The organism is Shewanella khirikhana, from assembly GCF_003957745.1.
Lineage (GTDB): Bacteria > Pseudomonadota > Gammaproteobacteria > Enterobacterales > Shewanellaceae > Shewanella > Shewanella khirikhana.
On the sequence record NZ_CP020373.1, the window covers coordinates 2,858,016 to 2,876,898 of the forward strand.

Sequence of the window (18,883 nt, forward strand, 5' to 3'; positions counted from 1 at the left end):
TCAGAAGTTCATGGTTACCTTGGTGTACACGTAACGGCCCAATGGGTTGTGAATTGACATCACATAACCATAGAGGTCGGAGTCACCATCGCCGATGGCGAATGGCGGCTCTTCATCCAGCACGTTGTTTACACCCACAGTCCACTTGAAGGTTTCACTGAAGCGGTAAGATGCTGACATATCAACCAGGATCTGCGAATCGACGGTACGGGACTGGTTCTTGTCGAAGTCCAGCTCACCATCAAAATCGATATCAGGCGTATCTTCAAACTCACCGATATAGGTAAGGTTCAGGTTGGCGGCAAAGTTGTCCATGGTCCAGTTAGTGGTGGCCAGCCAACGATACTGCGGATAGCGGTATTCACCGGTCCAGTCGCGACCATCCTTTTCGAAGTTGTGCAGATAGCTCATCTCCAAGCCAAACTTCAGGTCGCCATAGCTATCCATCGCCATGGTGTAATGGCTCGACAGATCCATCCCCTGTACTTCCTGCGAGCTCAGGTTGATAAAGCTTGAGTGGATCACATCGATGGGGCCCAGTGACTGACCAGGCTGTGGTGTCAGACGTTCACAGATGGTGCTGCTTTGGTCATTACAGTTGGCATTGTAGATTTCACCCAGAGGCTGCTTATCAATCTTGTTATCCTGAGTAATGCTGAAGATATCAAAACCGACGTCAAATGCTTGAGACGGTGCCCAGATCATCCCCACGTTCCAGGTTTCAGACTCTTCGGCATCCAGCTCTGGGTTACCGGCAAACTCGGTGTTGTAATCGAGAGCAGTACAATCCACACCATCCGCTGTGCAGCGGTAGTTATCGATAAAGAAGCTACTTTCTTCTGAAGGGCCCAAGCCAATCTGCGCCAGAGATGGGGCGCGGAAGCCGGTAGCCCAGGAACCCCGGGCAGTCAGCTCGTCAGTAATCCCCCACTGGAAGGCCACTTTGGGATTGGTGGTGGAACCAAAGTCACTGTAGTGGTCGTAACGGCCGGCAAGTTGCAATTCAAAGTTATCCGCCAAAGGAATAGAGAACTCCACATAAGCGGCCCACTGATCCCTGTTGGCCGAAGCTGAAACTGACTCGGTACCAAAAATCAGACCACGCTGGAACTGCTCATCAGGCACGTCACTGACATCTTCTTCACGGTATTCCACACCCGCAGCCATCATCACATCACGGTCACCCAGAGTGAATGCCTGACCTGTCACGCTGGCATCATAGGCTGTCATGTGTGATACGCCCTGACGCACCAGACTGGTGGTAATGGAATCGATTACTTCCGGTGAGTTAACCGCCGCACCAAAGGGGTTGTAGCGACCGGCATCGATTTCACGCTGCAGATAATCCACCCGCACCCAGCCCTGAGTACGATCACCGGTTTGGGTTGACTCACTGCGACCTTTCTGAGCAGTCACCTCCCAGTCCCACTCTTTGATCGTGCCGCGTAGACCCGCCACCAAACGCATGCTGTCAGATTCAATATCCCAGCGGCGCGCTCCGGCATCCACCGGACGATAACGGCCAATTTCAATGTCTTTACCCCAAGGGTTGTTTGGATGCGAGCCGGGAACGGTAAGGCCTGCAGACTCATCCAGTGGCGTAGCAGCACCACCGGCTTCAGAGGTGTTATGCTGCACCGCAAATTCGAGGAAGGCAGTCAAATCATCATTGAGAAAGTATTCGAACTGACCTATGGCGCCAACGCGCTCAGCACCGGGAATTGTCAGGTTATATGGACCATAGTCAAACAGACAGCTGCCGCCGGACGTTGCGTTTTCAGGTGGGCAGTCGGGGTCGATGGTTTTCACGCCATCCACATAAAAATAGCCAGGATAACCGCGGGATGAACGGAAATCTTCACCGCCATAGGGCTCCTGATTCGCCGTACCAAAGCGGCCCATTTCATCGGCGCTCAGGGTGCCATTTTTGAAGTAATCGAGGATGATGGATGCGTTACCCTTCTCGCCCTTGGTTCCCCACACCAGACTGGCAGTTTGCTCATCGTAGCTTGGGCCGGTTGCTGTGCCGTAGCCCAGATTAACTTCGATGCCTTCGATGTCTTTTTTCAGCACAATGTTGACTACACCGGCAATGGCATCAGAGCCATAAATAGCTGAGGCACCATCTTTGAGAATATCAATGCGCTCAATGGCCGATACGGGAATGTTGTTGATATCTACGAAGGAGTTGCTGACGCCTTCAGCAAAGGAGCTGATGGCCACGCGGCGACCGTTGATAAGCACCAGGGTTGCATCGGGTCCCATTCCGCGAAGGCTGATAGAAGCTGCACCATTGGCGGTAGAGTCCTGACTGTTGCCACGGGTTGAGAAGGCACCGGCTCCGTTGGCGGGGATCTTTTCAAGCAATTGCTGCAGGTTATCAAACCCCATATTGGCAATGTCGTCTTTGCCGATGGATTGGATTGGTGAAGGCCCTTCAATATCTGTACGCTTAATGCGCGAGCCTGTCACTTCAATACGTTCAACCTTTGCACCATCTTCCGCTGATGCGATGGATGGCAACGCCAGAGCCACCGCCAGAGCGCAAGCGCTCGGGATCCATTTTTGAGCTTTCATAGTCATTCCCCAATTGTGTGGATTGTTGTTTTTTCCCATCGGCGACCGCACACTTCCATCGATGAGTAATTACTGATGTACGCTTCCAAGCTAATCAAACCATTAACAATGTCAACAATACGGAAACAATTGCGCACATTTTTCTGAAGGAAACTTATGTCTGTCGTAAAAAGGATGGAGTGGTCGCTCCCATGGCTCTTGTGTACTTTCGCACTGTGGTCTCTCACAGGCCTGGCAGCGAAAGCAGATGACACCACGGAGGGGCAAAAACTTGCTCAGAAGACACTAACTCTGACAAAGGCAATCGATGAAGAGCTGGTGACAGACTTTCAGGGCGAGGTGCTGCTGCGCCGGCACGGTCGCCCGCTGTACCAAAGCTCACGGGCAACATCAGATGAGACCGAAGCCCCCAAAGGCAATCTTTATGTGATTGGTTCCATGTCAAAAACCGTGTTTGCCGCTTTCTATCTGGCGCAGCATGAAGCGCAGTTACATCAGCCGCTGGATCAGAATGCCCTGCCGGCGATATTGCGACGACCTGCGCCGCTGACACCCTTGATGCTGCTCAGCCACACCTCGGGAATTAATCGAAATGGCAGTGGTTTACATGACAAGAAACAGGGAGATAAAGCCGCATTTGTCTACAGCAATGCCAATTATCAGCTGCTGGCGAGATTGCTATTCCCCGCCCCTTCCAGCACTGAGTCCACTGTCCGTTCAAACATTCAGCAAGATAACAAGCCAGGGCTCCAAGCGGCGCTGAATGACTTTTTCAGCCGCCAGCGATGGGATATCCAGGCACAAACCGGTGAACTCGGTCAGATAACAGCCCGTCAGCCCAGACTCAAGTCAGGCTTTGAGGAGCAGCTAACAGAAAATGGCCCCAGGCTTACCGCCACTGAACTCACGATTGCCGAGCCTGAACTTGCTTCCGGGTTCCTGATTGCCTCAGTGGACGGCATGGCAGATTTTCAGGACCGGCTGTTTGGCGGCAAATTGCTCTCACCCCAGGCGCTTGATTCGATGACCACCCCATGGACCAGACGCGAGCATAGATGGGGCCCCATGAGCTATGGACTCGGGCTTCAAATCGTCGATGCCCCTCTGGAGTACAGCCATAGCGGCTATGTGCCCGGTTATATGAGCCTGATGCTTTATTACCCCAAAAGCGGCCTGCAACTGGTGATGCTGGACAATGTCTCGCGGGATCTTGCCGATATGGAGCGCGCCTTTGCCAGAATGGACAAACTCAGACAACTGGTTCGCGAGTATGCCAATAGCCTCTGAAAGCCGAGTGGACAGTCGCACCCAGGGCCTGCCTTGGGTATAATTGCTGCATTCGGCATTTGCCGCCAAATCAGCTCCTCAATCTGGACAACTATGACCAACAACGATATTTTGCGCCGTCTGCGCTTCGCCTTGGATATTAACGATGCCGGGATGGTGCAATTGTTTGCCCTGGTGCATCAGCCCATCACCGAAGATGCGCTGCTGGCCATGCTGAAAAAAGACGATGAGCCGGGTTTTCGTCCCTGCACCGATAAAGAACTGTGTCAGTTCCTCGATGGGCTGATCATAAGCCGCCGTGGTCTGAAGCCCGGCAGTGACATTCCCAAGCCCACGCCGCTCGACAACAATCTGATTTTCAAAAAAATCCGCATTGCACTGGAGCTCAAAGAGGATGACATTCTCGCGCTGCTGACCAAGGCTGGGTTTGATTTATCCAAGTCGGAACTTGGCGCCATTTTCCGCAACCCAGACCACAAGCACTATCGTCCCTGCGGCAATCAGCTGCTGCGCAATTTCCTCAAAGGATTGTCCAGGCATCATCGCGGCCGTTAACGCCATCCGCTAGGCCGTTTCGGGCCGATTAAACAGCCTTTAAAATACGCGTGTCGCCATACACGCGTATTTTTTAACGTTTTCGACACATAAGCACATGTGTTTAAAACGCTTATTTGTGAAAAAATCCGCAATTTACTTTCCCGCCAAAGCTACAAAGATCACATTTCGTGATAATCTTTACTGTTATTGACAGCCAACCGCTCATACCCAAAAAAGCAATCAAAAGGTAGCCCATGGACGATAACAAACGCCCGCTATATTTACCGTTCGCCGGTCCCGCCATTCTTGAGGCCCCGCTCATTAACAAAGGCAGTGCCTTTACCGAAGAAGAGCGCATATTTTTCAACCTCGAAGGCCTGTTACCTTACGCCATCGAAACCATCGAAGAGCAGGCGTCCCGCGCTTACGATCAGTTCAAGAGTTTCAGTAACGATCTGGATAAGCACATTTATCTGCGCAATATCCAGGACACCAACGAAACCCTGTTCTATCGTCTGGTGCAAAACCACATCGCCGAGATGATGCCCATCATCTACACCCCAACTGTGGGTCTGGCCTGTGAGCGCTTCTCCAAGAATTACCGCCGCAATCGGGGTCTGTTTATCTCCTATCCCAACAAGGACAGGATTGACGACATCCTCAACAACTCCACCCGTCACAAGGTAAAAATTATCGTTGTGACCGACGGCGAGCGTATTTTGGGTCTGGGCGATCAGGGCATTGGCGGCATGGGGATCCCCATCGGAAAACTGTCACTCTATACCAGCTGTGGCGGCATCAGTCCGGCCTATACCCTGCCGATCACCCTGGATGTGGGTACCGACAATCCACACCTGCTGGAAGACCCCATGTACATGGGCTGGCGCCATCCGCGCATTGGCGGTGACGAGTACGCAGAATTTATCGAAGCCTTTATGGAAGCCGTGCATCGCCGCTGGCCGGATGTGCTGATCCAGTTTGAAGACTTTGCCCAGAAAAATGCCATGCCGCTGCTGGACAGGTACAAAGACAAGTACTGCTGCTTCAACGATGACATTCAGGGCACTGCGGCCGTGACCGTCGGCTCCCTGCTCGCCGCCTGTAAAGCCGCCAACACTCAGCTCAGCGCCCAACGCATTGCCTTCCTCGGTGCCGGTAGCGCAGGCTGTGGTATTGCCGAAGCCATAGTGGCGCAAATGGTGTCCGAAGGGATCAGCGACGAGCAGGCCCGCAGCCAGGTGTTTATGGTCGACCGCTGGGGACTGTTGCTGGACAACATGCCAAACCTGCTGCCATTCCAGCAAAAGCTGGCGCAGAAAGTCGATACAGTGAACCAATGGCAAGACTTCAGCGACAATATGTCGCTGCTCAATGTGGTCAACAACGCCAAGCCGACGGTGCTGATTGGGGTATCCGGTGCTCCGGGGCTCTTTACCGAAGAAATCATCCGCGCCATGCACAGCCACTGTGAGCGCCCTATCGTGTTCCCGCTGTCCAACCCCACCAGCCGGGTTGAAGCCACACCGAAGGATATTCTGCACTGGACCAACGGTCAGGCACTGGTGGCCACCGGCAGCCCGTTCGAGCCTGTGGTAGTGGACGATGTCACTTACGATATTGCACAGTGCAACAACAGCTACATCTTCCCCGGCATTGGCCTTGGCGTGCTGGCCTGCGGCGCCAAGCGGGTATCCGATGAGATGCTGATGGCTTCAAGCCGTGCGCTGGCCGAGTGCTCGCCGCTTGCCATCAATGGCACGGGCGCACTGCTGCCGCCGCTGGAAGAAATCCACAAGGTAAGCAAGCACATCGCCTTTGCCGTTGCCAAGGTAGCGATTGCCCAGGGCCATGCGCTGGATACCACAGACGAACTGCTGGAGCAGTCGATTGAGGCGAACTTCTGGTATCCGGAATACCGTCGCTACAAGCGCACCTCGTTCTGATTGCTGCCCACCATAAAAAAACGCCCGGTCTTAGCCGGGCGTTTTTTATTCCAGAGCAAACTTACAGCCCCATCACCTCGCGCATGCTGTTTAACATACTGCGATCGGTTCTGGCCTTTTTCAGTTTTTTCACGCTCTCCTTGAGTGACTCGTCGGCAAGGCGAGCATACAGGCCACTGTATTCCTGCTCGGCAATGGCTTCGTCAGTGTCCTGACGCTCAACAATGTCCTGGGCCAGAATACTCAATTGGATCCAGGCATTGGCAATGTAAAAGCCGTGAAAGCGGCTGCGCTCAAACAAGGCTTTGGCGCTTGAGGGTAAGGCATCCCAGGCGTTTGTGAAGCGGCTGCTTTCATCAGCCAGCAGCTCATTGCACAGATTTCGGTAAGCCGCGATTAAAGGCTCAGGCAGACGCTCAAGAGCGACCACCCGTCCGGCCACACTGTCGGCCACAGCCTGGGCTTCGGCGCGGTAAGTATCGGTTAACTCAAACATATTACGTCCTTAAAAACGGCCACTGATGTAAAGGCCAACATGATTGTCTGCCACCACAGGCACTATGTTTACCCCTTCATAGGGTTCGGTAAAGTACCAACCCACCAGCACCCCAATGGCAGCACCGGCCAGCACATCTTCAATCTCGTGCCGGTCACTCTCAATCCGGGTATAGCCCACATAGCTTGCCAACGCGTAGGCCGGTACCCCATATTCCCAGCCATATCGCTGGTGAATAAAGGTAGCTGCCATAAAGGTATCTGCGGTATGACCCGATGGAAAGGCATCATCCCCTGAACCATCAGGGCGCTCTTTTTCCACCGTGTATTTAAGCCCCTCGGTAATGACCCGACCTGCCACGGCAGCTTTGATAAGTTGCCACGAGCCTTCGTTGCCTTCTTCATAAAACAAAGTGGCGCCCAGCGCGGTTGCGGGTAGCAGGTAATGCAGTGCATCACCGGATGTTTCCAGGCTGTCCTTGGCCTGAGTGACAAAGGACAACAAACACAGGCTCAGCAGTATCCAGTGTTTCATTTGCTTCACTCGTTAAAAAACCGAGGCCGACTTATACACATTCCGCCGGATAAATGCAAAACGGTGCAAAAATCCAGCAGAATGAAACAGGTAAATTTGCTGAACCTATCAATAATTTGTTGGGAAACGCCACAACATACGGTTATGATTTATCCTAAATAAAGATAATAACAAACGACGCCAAATCTTCATGATCCGAGTGTTGCTCACTTCTGTGCTTTTGGCCGCAGCTCTGCTTGGCCCTACATCTCCTGCTTTGGCGGGAGATTTATCGCTGGAAGAAATCGATAATCTTATCAAAGAGATCGAGAGCGGCGACTTGGTCGATTTCGAAGTCATCCAAAGCAAAGTCAATCAAATCGCAGCCAATATCTCCCCCGATGATCTGCTGCGCAATCTGAAACTCAAGCGGCTCCAATGCTGGACATTTGACCTGAGTAAGGAAGGCGAGCCTGACAAAGCGATTGATTTTGCGAACGAACAACTGGCGCTGCCGTCGGTGCAATCAGATACAGCAACCAGTGCTGATCTTATTTTGTGCCGTGGCTGGATGCTGCAGCAAAAAGGTCTGGTCAACGAGGCGATGCATGACTTCAACAAGTCGGTGGCGCTGGCATATCAGGCTGAAGAGCCACGGCTTATCGCCGACACCCGCGGTGTGCGCGGCGCTCTCCTTTCTTATCAGGGCAACTTTGCCGACGCGCTGGAAGATCTCATCACGGCGCAGCACCTCTACGAAAACCTCAACCTGCAGTATTGGGCCCGTTTCAACCTGATGGAACTTGCCACCAGCTATCGTCGTTTTGGCGATCCGGCTACCGCGATTCGTTACTACGAAGAGCTGGAAGAGATGTATCGGGACTTGGGGGATGAATTCGGGGTTATCGGCGTTAAGGCCGAAATCGCCATGGCCTACGAGACCATGAACGATCAGGAGCAGGCACTGAAGATGTATCAGGAGGTGCTGCAAGCCTGGCAGGAGCGGAACGACGACATCAGTGTCGCCACTACCCGGGTGAACATGAGCGGCAGCCTGATAAAGCTCGCCAGACTCAAAGAAGCCAAAGCCAACCTCGAACTGGCATTCCCGCTAATTAAGCCCGAGCACGTTGGTTTTTATGCTTACGAGCATCTGTTTATGGCGCAAATTCTGCTGGCGGAAGGCAAGGCCAACGAGGCGCTGCCGCTGCTTGAAATCGGCGAAGAAAGCTTTCAGCAAATTCAGAATAAACGCGGGCTTGCCGAGCTGTATCTCACCAAGAGCCAAGCCTATGTCGCGCTGGAAGACTGGGCTAATGCCTTTTATGCGCTGGAAATTCAAAACGCCATTCATGCCGAGCTGGATAATCAGCTGCAGTCCCAGCGCACCACCGAAATGCGCACCCGTTTTGACACTGACCGTATTGAGAACCAAAACAAGCAACTGATTGAGTATCAAAGGCTCAGAGAAAAAGAGATGACCATACTGCAGGAAAACAAGTTTCTGCAGCTGACCATTATCGTCATGGGTATCATCATTCTCAGCATAGTGTCGGTATTTGCCTTCAAGCAGGCCCAGCGTTCGCGGCTGATGGAGCGGCTGGCGCTGACCGACCATTTGACCCAACTGGCAAACCGTCGCCACACCTATCATGAGGGCGACGCTTTATTCCGCAGTGCCAAACAGGGGCAACCCCTGTCGGTTATCCTGTTCGATGCCGATCACTTCAAGAAAATCAACGACCACTTCGGTCACGATATTGGCGACAAGGTATTGATGGCCATGGCCAGCTGCTCTGGCAGCCAGATGCGTCGGGGAGATTTGGTCGGCCGGATTGGCGGCGAAGAGTTTTTGGCGCTGCTGCCCAATACCACGCTTGAGCAAGCGGTTGAAATTGCTGAGCGTCTTCGCAGCAATATAGAGCGCACTGACCTGTCCAAGGTGGCCGAAGGTCTGGGCATGAGTATCAGTGCCGGGGTGGCCGCTTTTGATGCGGAAAAAGACAAGAACTTCTCGGCGCTGCTCAACCGCGCCGATCACGCGCTGTACCGCGCCAAGCACAACGGCCGCAATCGGGTAGAGAAAGACGCTTAACCCTCTGGCGTCAGTCGCCAAAGAATATGGCTGCGGTCAGACTCAGGCGGCAACCTGAACCAATACTCGTACAGTTCGGCAAATCCGCCCTCTTCCTGATAAGCCATCAACGCCTGCTGCCAGCGCTCCACCATCTCCTTTGACGTGCCCCGTGAAAACGCAAGATACAGCTCAATCCGCTCAAGCTCGGCAAGCGGGGTTAAGGCCTGCTCACTGGTACCGGCCTGCGTCAGCAACCGGCCCACGGTCAAATCAACCTGGCACCAGAAACGCACTCTGCCCGCCAGCAATTGGCGCAGTGACTGCAAGGGATAGCTTGAGACTTCAAAATTCTGCACCCCTGCCTGCTTTAAAATACGCTCGGCGGGTGAGCCACGGTAAACCCCGAGGCTGCCCAGTTTCGATGCCTCGGTGATATCCGTCGGCAGGGCTTCATCGGATGTGAGCTTGTAAAGCATGATTCTGGCGGTGGCGATGGGGCCGACAAAGTCGAACTGGCTGCGGCGGCTGTCCCGCAGCGCAGTGGAAAACAACATCACATTGGGGGTGTGAGAGGCAATATTAAAGGCCCGCGCCCAAGGCAACATCTCGATGTCGGCGCTAACCTCAACCTTTGGCTTCAGCCGCTCAACCAGCTCAACCGAAAAACCGGTCATCCGCGACTGCTCCATGTAACTTAAAGGCGGCAGCGGCTCGGTGAGTAGCCGCAGTTGCGGCGGTGCAGGCGATACCTCATCGGCCAAAGCCCAACCCGATGTCAGCAGCAATGGCAACATCAAAGCAAAGCAGGTGAGGCCTAATCGGCGCATGGCGAGTCCTTGCGGCAGCGAAGCGTCAAATATCTCGCCCACGGATGCTGAAGCGTTTGACGCCTTAAGCATCCAAGTGCGGATAAATCATAGTTACAGCATAGCGGTCATTGCCACACCACTCCAGCACTGGCCTGACGATGGTGGCAAAAGCTGCTAAGATGTCGGGGTTTTCAGCCAGCCAGCCTAATCTCATGTCCGAATCCCTCCCTTGTGCCGCCGATCTTCGAGAGCTTGCCAGCCAGATAAAAATCTGGGGCAAGACACTCGGCTTTGCTGAGCTTGGGATCACGGATACCGACTTATCGGCCGAAGAACCCAGATTCCTCGACTGGCTCGCCAAGGGCTACCATGGCGAGATGGCTTACATGGAAACCCATGGCCTGATGCGTGCCCGCCCGCAGGAGCTGCACCCCGGCACCATTCGGGTGATTGCCGCACGTATGGATTATCTGCCCGAAAACGCCGGTTTTGCCACTAACCTGCGCGACCCCAACCTTGGCTACATATCCCGTTACGCCGGGGGCCGTGATTATCACAAACTGATCCGCAATCGACTGAAAAAGCTTGGCGAGCAAATCGATGCCTGGCTTGCAGAACGAGGCTTTGCGTCGTCAAACTTTCGCCCCTTTGTCGACTCGGCGCCCATTTTGGAGCGGCCGTTGGCGGAAAAAGCAGGCGTTGGCTGGACCGGTAAGCACTCGCTTATTCTTAATCATCAGGCGGGCAGCTGGTTCTTTTTGGGCGAGCTGCTGGTTAACCTGCCACTGCCCATCGACATTCCCATCGCCGAGGATTGCAATACCTGCGTCGCCTGCATCAAAAGTTGCCCGACGGACGCCATAGTCGCGCCCTATGTGGTGGACGGCAGGCGTTGCATCTCCTACCTCACCATTGAGTTGCAGGGCGCCATTCCGGAAGAATTCCGCCCCTTGATGGGCAATCGCATTTACGGCTGCGATGACTGCCAGCTGGCCTGCCCGGTCAACAGTGGCTCGCCGCTGTCTGCTGAAGCCGACTTTCAAACCCGCCAGCCACTCAAGCTGCCGTCGCTGCTTAGCTTATTCGCCTGGGATGAAGCCACTTTTTTGCGCGAGACCGAGGGCAGCGCCATCCGCCGCATTGGCCATAAGAGGTGGCTTAGAAACATTGCGGTGGCACTTGGGAATGCGCCGGCAAGCGAAGAAGTGCTGAGCGCCCTGAACACACGGCTCATGGATGAAAATATCGATGAGATGGTAGCTGAGCACATTCACTGGGCTATCGCCCGTCAGCAAAGTGGCCTCACTACAGAGAGTCGCAAGACGGCGCGACTGGTGCGCGCCATCGAAAAAGGTATGCCCAGAGACGCCTAAGGCGTATCCAGGGTAAAACCGATTTTCACCGTTACCTGCCAATGGGCTATCACACCCGCTTCAAGGTGGCCGCGGGTTTCTATCACTTCGAACCAACGTAAATGATGCAGTGACTGCGCCGCGGCAGCCACTGCATTACGTATGGCATCGTCGCTGCTGAGGGTAGAGGAACCTGTGACTTCAACTATCTTGTAGACATGATTCATGGCAAGCCTCCTTGGGGCGGGGAAGCAGCCTTAAACTGCTACCCCGATACTGTTACCTCAGTATAGTCGCTGATTTCAGCGGCAAGCCTCAGCCCAGGCGGCGACGCAGCTCGCGGGTGGCATCCACCATATTACGCAGCGCCGGCTCCACCTCATCCCAGGTACGGGTTTTAAGGCCGCAGTCCGGGTTAACCCAAAGCTGCCGCAGCGGAATGCGCTTGGCTGCCCTTTCCATCAGCGCCACCATGGCCTCAACATCCGGTGTATTGGGCGAGTGGATGTCGTACACACCCGGGCCAATTTCGGCTGGATATTCAAAGTCTTCGAAGGCGCGCAGCAGTTCCATGGCCGAGCGGCTGGTTTCGATGGTGATCACATCAGCATCCATGGCGGCAATGGCTGCTATGGTGTCGTTAAACTCGCTGTAGCACATGTGAGTGTGGATTTGGGTGTTATCCCGCACGCAGGCAGCACTCAGTTTGAAGGAGTCCACCGCCCAGTCGAGATACGCCTGCCAGTCAGCGCGGCGCAGTGGCAACCCTTCGCGGAAGGCCGGCTCGTCAATCTGAATGATGGCAATACCCGAGCGCTCCAGATCCGCCACTTCATCGCGGATCGCCAGTGCAATCTGCTTACAGATAGTCTCGCGGCTGATATCTTCCCTGGCAAACGACCAATGCAGAATGGTCACAGGTCCGGTCAGCATGCCTTTCACCGGCTTGTCTGTCAGGCTCTGGGCGTACTCGGCCCACTCGAGTGTCATCGGCCTGGGTCGCGATACATCGCCGTAAATCAACGGCGGTTTTACGCAGCGGCTGCCGTAGCTTTGCACCCAGCCGTTTTTGGTAAAGCCAACACCGTCGAGCTGCTCACCAAAGTATTCCACCATGTCGTTGCGCTCAGCTTCGCCGTGCACCAGCACATCGATACCGAGTTTCAGCTGACGGTCGATGGTATCGCGGCACACCTGCTTGAGTTGGCTATCGTACTCAAGGGTGCTGATTTCACCTTTGCGCAAACGGCTTCTCAGGGCGCGAATGGCCGGGGTCTGCGGGAAAGAACCAATGGTAGTGGTTGGCAAAAGTGGCAGCTTAAGCCGCTGTTGCTGCTGTTGCTGACGGGCAGCAAACGCACTTTGACGCTCAAAATCGGCGCTGGTGAGTGCATCCAGCCTGGCGGCCACCGCGGCATCGGCGGCCTGGGCGCGCTCGGCGCGGCGCACCGCACATTCGGCGACAATCGCCGCAGCCTCAGCGCTATTGGGGACGGTCAGCAGGGTATCGAGACTTCTCAGCTCCAACAGCTTTTGCCTGGCAAAGGCGAGCTGACGCTTAAGTTCGGGCTTAAGGGTGGTTTCCACATCGAGATCAACCGGTGTGTGCAGCAGCGAGCAGGAAGTTGCCAGCCACAGGCGATCGCCAAGATCTCTGGCAAGCGGGGCAATACGCTCGGCAATCACATCAAGATCGGCGGCCCACACGTTGCGGCCATTGATAAGCCCCACACTCAGCACCTGTTGCTGTCCAAGCTTGGGCAAAAAGACCTCAAGCTGCTCCGGCGCAGACACCAGATCCAGATGCAGCCCCGCCACCGGCAGCGCACCGATGGTGTCGGCATGATGGGCCACTGAGCCGTAGTAGCTGGTCAGCAGCAGTTTAACCGACACACAGGTAAAAGCCTGGTACGCCGTGGCAAAGGCTGCCTGCCAGCTTTCCTCCAGATCCAGCGCCAGCACAGGCTCTTCAATTTGTACCCAGGTCACGCCCTGAGCGGCAAAACGCGCCAGCAGCTCAGCATAGGTAGCCAGCAGCTGAGGCAACAGGCTTAATTTATCAAACTCACTGCCATAGGCTTTCGACAAAAACAGGAAAGACACGGGGCCCAGAATGCAGGGTTTGGGGTCGTAGCCCAGCGCTTTGACCTCCTCAACCTCATCAAATACCTGAGTCCAGGCGATGGAAAAGGTTTGGTCGGCGTGAAGCTCGGGCACTATGTAGTGGTAATTGGTATTGAAATACTTGGTCATTTCCGCCGCCGCAGCGGCTTTGCCACTTGGTGCACGGCCACGGGCAACCCTGAACAGGGTATCCAGATCCACCTTATCGCCATCACGGTGTCGCAAAGGAATAGCATTTAAGGTCGCCGCCAGGGTCAGCACCTGATCGTAATAGGCAAAATCCCCCACCGGCAAACGTTCTACCCCAGCATCAGCCTGCCACTGCCAGTGGGTTTGCCGCAGAGCCTTGGCCTGTGCCAGCAGCTCACTCTGGGACAACTCTCCACGCCAGTATTGCTCGAGGGCGAACTTCAGCTCACGGCGACGTCCTATCCGTGGGAAGCCAAGACTATTTAATTGCATACTGTATACCTTCTTGGTTTAATATGAACACAATTCAAAGAGGGACCCCTGTTAAACAAATTTTAATAGGCGTCTGGACGTCTAGAAGTTTATTGTGGTAGTCTTCTGGCAAGCAAACGAATTGCATTCACGGGCAACATGAACAAACTTCATGTGGAGTAGAGATGATAGAGCTAAGACACCTTCGCACCCTGATGGCACTGAAAGAGAGTGGCAGCCTCGCGGCCGCGGCCAAAAAACGCTTTGTCACCCAGTCTGCCTTGTCTCATCAGATCAAAGAGCTGGAAACCCGCATCAACTCGCCTGTGTTTGTGAGAAAAAGTAAACCCCTGTCCTTTACCCAGGAAGGTGCCAGATTGCTGAATCTGGCCGAAGAAATTCTGCCGCGGGTGATGGAAACCGAATCTGTACTGAAAAAGGGGCTGGAGAGTGATGCCAACCTTATTCGGGTTGGGATTGAGTGCCACAGCTGCTTTCGCTGGTTGATGCCTGTGATGGAAGCCTTCCGGGCAGAGTTTCCTGACTCAGATCTGGATCTCTCCAGTCGTCACCTGTTCGACTCCCTCAACGCGCTGGAATCCGGCGAGCTGGACATAGTGCTGACGTCCGATCCTGTGCCCGGCCACCAACTGGCTTATCAGCATCTGTTTGATTTTGAAGTGCGTCTGGCTGTTGCCAACGAACATCCGTTGGCCAGCAAACCACAGGTGCTGCCACGGGATCTGGAAGGACTGCCGATTATCAGCTATCCGGTACCATTGGAGCGCCTGGACTTGTTCAGGCTGTTTCTGGAGCCTGCTGGCGTTACCCCAGGGGTGCAGAAAACCTGCGACCTCACCTCGGTACTGCTGCAACGCATCGCCTGCCAGGATGGTATTGCCGCCCTGCCAAGCTGGTCCATCAGCGAAGCCCAGGGACTCAGCCTGACCAGCGTGCGTCTCGGCGCTGAGGGCTTAAAACGCCCCCTGTTTGGCGCCTACCGCCGTGGCAGTGCCAACTCAAGTCAGCTGCAACGTTATCTGGAACTGGTTGCCGCCGAAGGCATTGCCCGTCAGCCGCGATAACAGCCGACTTATAGAAAAGAACCCATAAAAAAACGCCTGCATTTGCAGGCGTTTTTTTAGCATTCTTACAGTGGATTCAGCAGCAACCCACGCATCGACAACACCCGGCGCAGCACCAGACCGGCTGAGTTGGGGTTACGGGTCTGACGCAGATTGTGAGCAATCATAAACTCTTCTTTAAGCTCCTCATCCAGCCCCAGTGAATCAAAGGCTTCCAGCGTCAGCGTCTGCTGTTGGGTATCTATGATTTGCTTGATGATGCTGAGCGGGAACGACTCTTCCGACTCAGCATTGAGATAGGCAAATGCAGTCAGCGCAATGATTTGGCCGAACACGCTGAACAGCGCCAGGGTTTGCACTTCATCCGGGTCTATATGGCTGCCGACATCCTTTAAGCTGTCGACGGCAGAGGCGGCAATGCTTTCGGTCAGACGCCAGTAGCCCTGCACCAACTTTTTGTACGGCTGGGGCAGCTCATCGAGGCGCTCTTTGAGGTAAAAACTGAAGGCATAGCGGTAAATGTTGACCTGACCCAAGCGAATAAGCGCATCCTTGAGGCTGCGGTTTTTGCTGTTATTGGCCACACCACCGGCATGGGCAGTGGTTGAGCGCCACAACAAATGTGCCGCCAACGCGGGATCGCTGGACACTATGTCCACCACATTACGCACATCACCGTCTGCGATGATGGCCTTTTTCAGCGGGATAAGGATCCCGCGACGACCAATGACCTGTTCTTCATTGGCAATGATCGCCCTGATTTGAGAAAAAACCTGATGCTCAAGCTCAGTCATGAAACTAACCTATTCTTGTCCGGGCAACGAAAAAAGACCTGACCAACACCCGCCCTGGTTATTATTATCGGGGAATTTACCCATAAAATCCTGTTCTCGGTCAAGTTGATTTCCCGGGGTTTGCACTTTTTTAGCCACATGTCATCAAAAGGCACCACTTTGGCTCGCCAAACGGTAAATATCGTCGGCCAAAACCCGGTAACCAGCGTCATTTAAATGAACAGTGTCCGATTTCATGGCGCTGTCAGCCAGGAGCTTGGACAGGGTGTTTTCCAGCAGCGGCAACGAATACTCATCGGCAAGTTCGGCATAAAGGGCCGGTGGCGATAAAAACAATTGCCTGTCGGGTACGGCCACCAACAGCACCGGAATTTGCCTGCCCTGAGCTTCCCTAATCATAGCCGCCAAATTGGCTTTGAGGGCGACCTTGTCGAGGTTTCTGAGAATATCATTACCACCTTCGAGTAAGATCACCATATCGGGATGGGATTCTTCCAGCACCTCGGCAAAACGGGCAAGCCCTTCGGCGGTGGTTTCACCGGAGATCCCGCCATTGATGACTTCACAGTCACACAGACGGGCCAGGTGCGCCGGATAATCGCCGTCATCCGGGGCGCCAACACCTACGGTGAGACTGTCGCCAAAGGCCAGCAGCCGGGCATTCTCACCCAAATAAGGCAAACGCGGACCGCCACAGGCGCTCAGCATCAATATGATGGCCAAACAATATCTCAGTCGCACAGCAGTCTCCCTTTCAGTCCACCTGTTATCGCCGAAAAAAAAGCCGGACACAAGTCCGGCTTTTTGTTTTCAGGCATTTATCAGTAGCGCACGCCCAGTGTCAGACTGATCTTGCGGCCTTCACCGGGATAGTAGCCATTGCCCCACTCGCTGTAATAGCCAGAGGCGGCGTATTGCTCATCGAACAGGTTATCCACCCGCAGACTGGCATTGATAGCGTCGATGTTGAAGTTCAGTGCCGCATTGGCAAGCCAGAATGCATCCAACTGGTTGCCCGCGTTGGCATTGTCACCCTCAACAAAACGACTGCCGGTGTAGCTGGCGTCCAGATACAGCTGCCAGTGCTCTGCAAGGTTCACACCTGCAAAGGCGCGGCCGCTGTGTCTGGCCACCCAGGACAGCGCCTTGCCGTCGTTGGGGCCTTTGGTAAATTCGGCATCAGTGTACTGGTAGTCCAGCCCCACTTTAACGACATCGCTGATTTGCCAGTCCCAATCCAGCATGGCGCCATAGCGGCGCGACTCATCGGCGTTGACGTTGGAGCCCTGGAAGAAACCGCCGGTTGGGGTTTCGGCGCTGGGGTCAAATACGATTTCATCTTCCAGCGACAGGCGATACAGGCTCAGACGCAGCGCCTGGGCGTTGCCCAGATAATCCCAGCCCGCTTCATAGCTGCGGCCGGTTTGGGGTCTTAAGCTGCCCTGGGAGGTGTAGGCCTGTTCATCGACTTTGGCAAAGCGGAAGTTGTCTTCTGCACGCAGATAAAAGCGGCTTGCATCGGAAGGGCGATAATTGACGCCAAGCTCCAGCGCGTGGGCATCGTTGTCAAGCTCGCCGCCATTGGGGAAGGTATTGCCATCACGAATGTCATCGGTCACTTCGGCGTAACGGCCACCCACCACATAGCTGAAATGCTCGGTCAGCGGCACGCTGGCCTGCACAAAACCCGCCCACAGCTTTTGGGTGTTGCCCCGGCTCATGTAAGCAGATTCAAATTCCGACTCGCCGCGGGACAGGTCAAAGCCGGTGATAAGCTTCAGCTCTCCGGCACGGGTCTGATATTTACCGATGGCCTTGGGCGAGAATGCCAGCAGTGAGCGCTCTGTGGTGCCCTGACCACCCCAGCTGATGTAGTTCACCCGGGTGTCGCTGTAATCCACATCGGCGCCCAGGGCCCAGTTCCCGTTCAACTGATGCTGATAACCACTGCGGACCGCTTTGGTGATTTCATGCTGATAATCAGTGGCATTGTATTCATTGGCCTGGCGCGGATTGTCGTTTAGCTGCGCTTCATTCAGCGAGCCTGCCAGCAGTCTGTCGTTGTCGAAATACGAGGTTTCAGCAAAAAACTGATTGGTATCACCACGGTACTCAAGGCGGCCCAGCAGGCTGCCGGTCTCGCTCTTGGCGTGATCGCGGTAGTTATCGCTCTTATCGAAATGGCCACCAAAGAAGGCATGCCAGCCGGCACCGATTTCGGTGGCAAAATCGGCCGAGGCATTGAGGCTGTTAAAACTGCCGCCACCAATGCTGGCGCCGCCGCTCTGACCTTCCGGACGCTTGGTGATGATGTTAATCACCCCGCCAACGGCCTGGTCGCCGTAGAGCACACCGGCGCTGCCGGAGAGGATCTCAATTCGTTCAATCTGGCTGACAGAAACCGCCGACAAACTCGGCGCAGCGATATCGATGTTATTCAGACGACGGCCATCGACCAGAATCAAGGTGTTGTTGGCGGCCTGGCCGGCAGCGAAGCCTCGCATGGCGAACACGGGGCCTACCCCGTTATCACTCACCTGAATGCCACTTTGACCGCGCAGCACGCCAGCAAGGTCGGTGGCACCACTGAGGGCTATCTCTTCAGCGGTAATCACTGCCACATTAGCGGCAATATTCAGCGGGGTGTCGAGCTGGCGACCAATCACCACCAGGTGTTCGTCGGCAACGGTTTTGGCGTTGGCAGCATCAAGGGTTGCCACATCGGCAGAGGACCCGGCAAAAGCAGCAGGAGCAAGCAAAGCGCCCACAGTCAGTGCGATAAAAGAAGGTTTGGTTCCCATTTTCCTTTTTCTCCTTCAAGGGAAACGGGGCAGGTTGTCGGCGGCCC

At 54.7% G+C, this 18,883-nt stretch carries 16 protein-coding genes; 6 read left to right on the top strand and 10 right to left on the bottom strand.

Annotated features, from left to right (window positions below; translation table 11 throughout):
- The gene (locus tag STH12_RS12475; protein WP_126167827.1) at window positions 1-2,577 is read right to left on the bottom strand and encodes a TonB-dependent receptor; all 2,577 of its coding nucleotides are present in this window, start codon (window positions 2,575-2,577) and stop codon (window positions 1-3) included.
- A gap of 318 nt (window positions 2,578-2,895) precedes the next feature.
- Between STH12_RS12475 and STH12_RS12480 the strand changes: the two genes are divergently transcribed.
- From STH12_RS12480 to STH12_RS12490, 3 genes are all read left to right on the top strand, one after another.
- Complete coding sequence (locus tag STH12_RS12480; RefSeq protein WP_164551206.1) at window positions 2,896-3,864, top strand: serine hydrolase domain-containing protein; 969 nt, start codon at window positions 2,896-2,898, stop codon at window positions 3,862-3,864.
- 93 nt (window positions 3,865-3,957) lie between these two features.
- Window positions 3,958-4,419, top strand: a complete 462-nt coding sequence (locus tag STH12_RS12485; protein ID WP_126167829.1) for a YehS family protein — start codon at window positions 3,958-3,960, stop codon at window positions 4,417-4,419.
- Between the two features lie 236 nt (window positions 4,420-4,655).
- Entirely contained in the window at window positions 4,656-6,344 is a 1,689-nt protein-coding gene (locus tag STH12_RS12490; RefSeq protein WP_126167830.1) for an NAD-dependent malic enzyme, read from the top strand.
- A 61-nt stretch (window positions 6,345-6,405) separates the two neighbouring features.
- Here STH12_RS12490 and STH12_RS12495 read toward each other — a convergent pair whose 3' ends face one another.
- Window positions 6,406-6,840 (bottom strand): DUF3069 domain-containing protein, encoded by a 435-nt coding sequence (locus STH12_RS12495; RefSeq protein WP_126167831.1) that lies wholly within the window; start codon window positions 6,838-6,840, stop codon window positions 6,406-6,408.
- Window positions 6,841-6,849: 9 nt separating this feature from the next.
- Complete coding sequence (locus tag STH12_RS12500; protein ID WP_126167832.1) at window positions 6,850-7,374, bottom strand: phosphatase PAP2 family protein; 525 nt, start codon at window positions 7,372-7,374, stop codon at window positions 6,850-6,852.
- Window positions 7,375-7,564: 190 nt separating this feature from the next.
- On the opposite strand from STH12_RS12500, the gene STH12_RS12505 reads away from it, so the two are divergent.
- Window positions 7,565-9,448, top strand: coding sequence for a diguanylate cyclase (locus STH12_RS12505; RefSeq protein WP_126167833.1), 1,884 nt, complete (start codon window positions 7,565-7,567; stop codon window positions 9,446-9,448).
- On the opposite strand, the gene STH12_RS12510 is transcribed toward STH12_RS12505, so the two are convergent.
- Together STH12_RS12510 and STH12_RS21725 are read right to left on the bottom strand one after the other, a co-directional pair.
- Window positions 9,445-10,257, bottom strand: coding sequence for a substrate-binding periplasmic protein (locus STH12_RS12510; RefSeq protein ID WP_164551207.1), 813 nt, complete (start codon window positions 10,255-10,257; stop codon window positions 9,445-9,447). The genes STH12_RS12505 and STH12_RS12510 overlap by 4 nt on opposite strands.
- 64 nt (window positions 10,258-10,321) lie before the next feature.
- Window positions 10,322-10,453: a hypothetical protein gene (locus STH12_RS21725; RefSeq protein ID WP_257791719.1), complete on the bottom strand. Its 132-nt coding sequence runs from the start codon at window positions 10,451-10,453 to the stop codon at window positions 10,322-10,324.
- Between STH12_RS21725 and queG the strand changes: the two genes are divergently transcribed.
- A complete protein-coding gene (gene queG, locus STH12_RS12515) occupies window positions 10,452-11,612 on the top strand; it encodes a tRNA epoxyqueuosine(34) reductase QueG (RefSeq protein ID WP_126167835.1) in 1,161 nt (386 codons plus the stop codon). The two genes, STH12_RS21725 and queG, sit on opposite strands and share 2 nt — an antisense overlap.
- On the opposite strand, the gene STH12_RS12520 is transcribed toward queG, so the two are convergent.
- Window positions 11,609-11,818, bottom strand: coding sequence for a dodecin (locus STH12_RS12520; RefSeq protein ID WP_126167836.1), 210 nt, complete (start codon window positions 11,816-11,818; stop codon window positions 11,609-11,611). The two genes, queG and STH12_RS12520, sit on opposite strands and share 4 nt — an antisense overlap.
- Before the next feature lie 88 nt (window positions 11,819-11,906).
- Window positions 11,907-14,177, bottom strand: coding sequence for a 5-methyltetrahydropteroyltriglutamate--homocysteine S-methyltransferase (gene metE, locus STH12_RS12525; RefSeq protein ID WP_126167837.1), 2,271 nt, complete (start codon window positions 14,175-14,177; stop codon window positions 11,907-11,909).
- Between the two features lie 164 nt (window positions 14,178-14,341).
- Here metE and STH12_RS12530 point away from each other — a divergent pair, with 164 nt between their 5' ends.
- A complete protein-coding gene (locus STH12_RS12530) occupies window positions 14,342-15,241 on the top strand; it encodes a LysR family transcriptional regulator (RefSeq protein WP_126167838.1) in 900 nt (299 codons plus the stop codon).
- Between the two features lie 65 nt (window positions 15,242-15,306).
- Here the strand turns inward: STH12_RS12530 and STH12_RS12535 are convergent, their stop codons facing one another.
- The 3 genes from STH12_RS12535 to STH12_RS12545 form a co-directional block, all read right to left on the bottom strand.
- Window positions 15,307-16,035 carry an HDOD domain-containing protein gene (locus STH12_RS12535; protein WP_126167839.1) on the bottom strand — a complete coding sequence of 243 codons (729 nt, stop codon included), beginning with the start codon at window positions 16,033-16,035 and terminating at the stop codon, window positions 15,307-15,309.
- A 144-nt stretch (window positions 16,036-16,179) separates the two neighbouring features.
- Window positions 16,180-16,776, bottom strand: a complete 597-nt coding sequence (locus tag STH12_RS12540; protein WP_237158603.1) for a GDSL-type esterase/lipase family protein — start codon at window positions 16,774-16,776, stop codon at window positions 16,180-16,182.
- An 80-nt stretch (window positions 16,777-16,856) separates the two neighbouring features.
- Window positions 16,857-18,836: a TonB-dependent receptor gene (locus tag STH12_RS12545; protein WP_126167840.1), complete on the bottom strand. Its 1,980-nt coding sequence runs from the start codon at window positions 18,834-18,836 to the stop codon at window positions 16,857-16,859.
- Window positions 18,837-18,883 lie beyond the last annotated feature (47 nt).

What these genes read in the sequence shown, in the direction of transcription:
- STH12_RS12545 (WP_126167840.1), bottom strand. Translation starts at nt 18,836, where the DNA reads ATGGGAACCAAACCTTCTTTTATCGCACTGACTGTGGGCGCTTTGCTT.
- STH12_RS12485 (WP_126167829.1), top strand. Translation starts at nt 3,958, where the DNA reads ATGACCAACAACGATATTTTGCGCCGTCTGCGCTTCGCCTTGGATATT.
- STH12_RS12505 (WP_126167833.1), top strand. Translation starts at nt 7,565, where the DNA reads ATGATCCGAGTGTTGCTCACTTCTGTGCTTTTGGCCGCAGCTCTGCTT.
- STH12_RS12510 (WP_164551207.1), bottom strand. Translation starts at nt 10,257, where the DNA reads ATGCGCCGATTAGGCCTCACCTGCTTTGCTTTGATGTTGCCATTGCTG.
- STH12_RS12535 (WP_126167839.1), bottom strand. Translation starts at nt 16,035, where the DNA reads ATGACTGAGCTTGAGCATCAGGTTTTTTCTCAAATCAGGGCGATCATT.
- STH12_RS12495 (WP_126167831.1), bottom strand. Translation starts at nt 6,840, where the DNA reads ATGTTTGAGTTAACCGATACTTACCGCGCCGAAGCCCAGGCTGTGGCC.
- STH12_RS12500 (WP_126167832.1), bottom strand. Translation starts at nt 7,374, where the DNA reads ATGAAACACTGGATACTGCTGAGCCTGTGTTTGTTGTCCTTTGTCACT.
- STH12_RS12530 (WP_126167838.1), top strand. Translation starts at nt 14,342, where the DNA reads ATGATAGAGCTAAGACACCTTCGCACCCTGATGGCACTGAAAGAGAGT.
- STH12_RS12520 (WP_126167836.1), bottom strand. Translation starts at nt 11,818, where the DNA reads ATGAATCATGTCTACAAGATAGTTGAAGTCACAGGTTCCTCTACCCTC.
- queG (WP_126167835.1), top strand. Translation starts at nt 10,452, where the DNA reads ATGTCCGAATCCCTCCCTTGTGCCGCCGATCTTCGAGAGCTTGCCAGC.
- STH12_RS12475 (WP_126167827.1), bottom strand. Translation starts at nt 2,577, where the DNA reads ATGAAAGCTCAAAAATGGATCCCGAGCGCTTGCGCTCTGGCGGTGGCT.
- metE (WP_126167837.1), bottom strand. Translation starts at nt 14,177, where the DNA reads ATGCAATTAAATAGTCTTGGCTTCCCACGGATAGGACGTCGCCGTGAG.
- STH12_RS21725 (WP_257791719.1), bottom strand. Translation starts at nt 10,453, where the DNA reads ATGAGATTAGGCTGGCTGGCTGAAAACCCCGACATCTTAGCAGCTTTT.
- STH12_RS12490 (WP_126167830.1), top strand. Translation starts at nt 4,656, where the DNA reads ATGGACGATAACAAACGCCCGCTATATTTACCGTTCGCCGGTCCCGCC.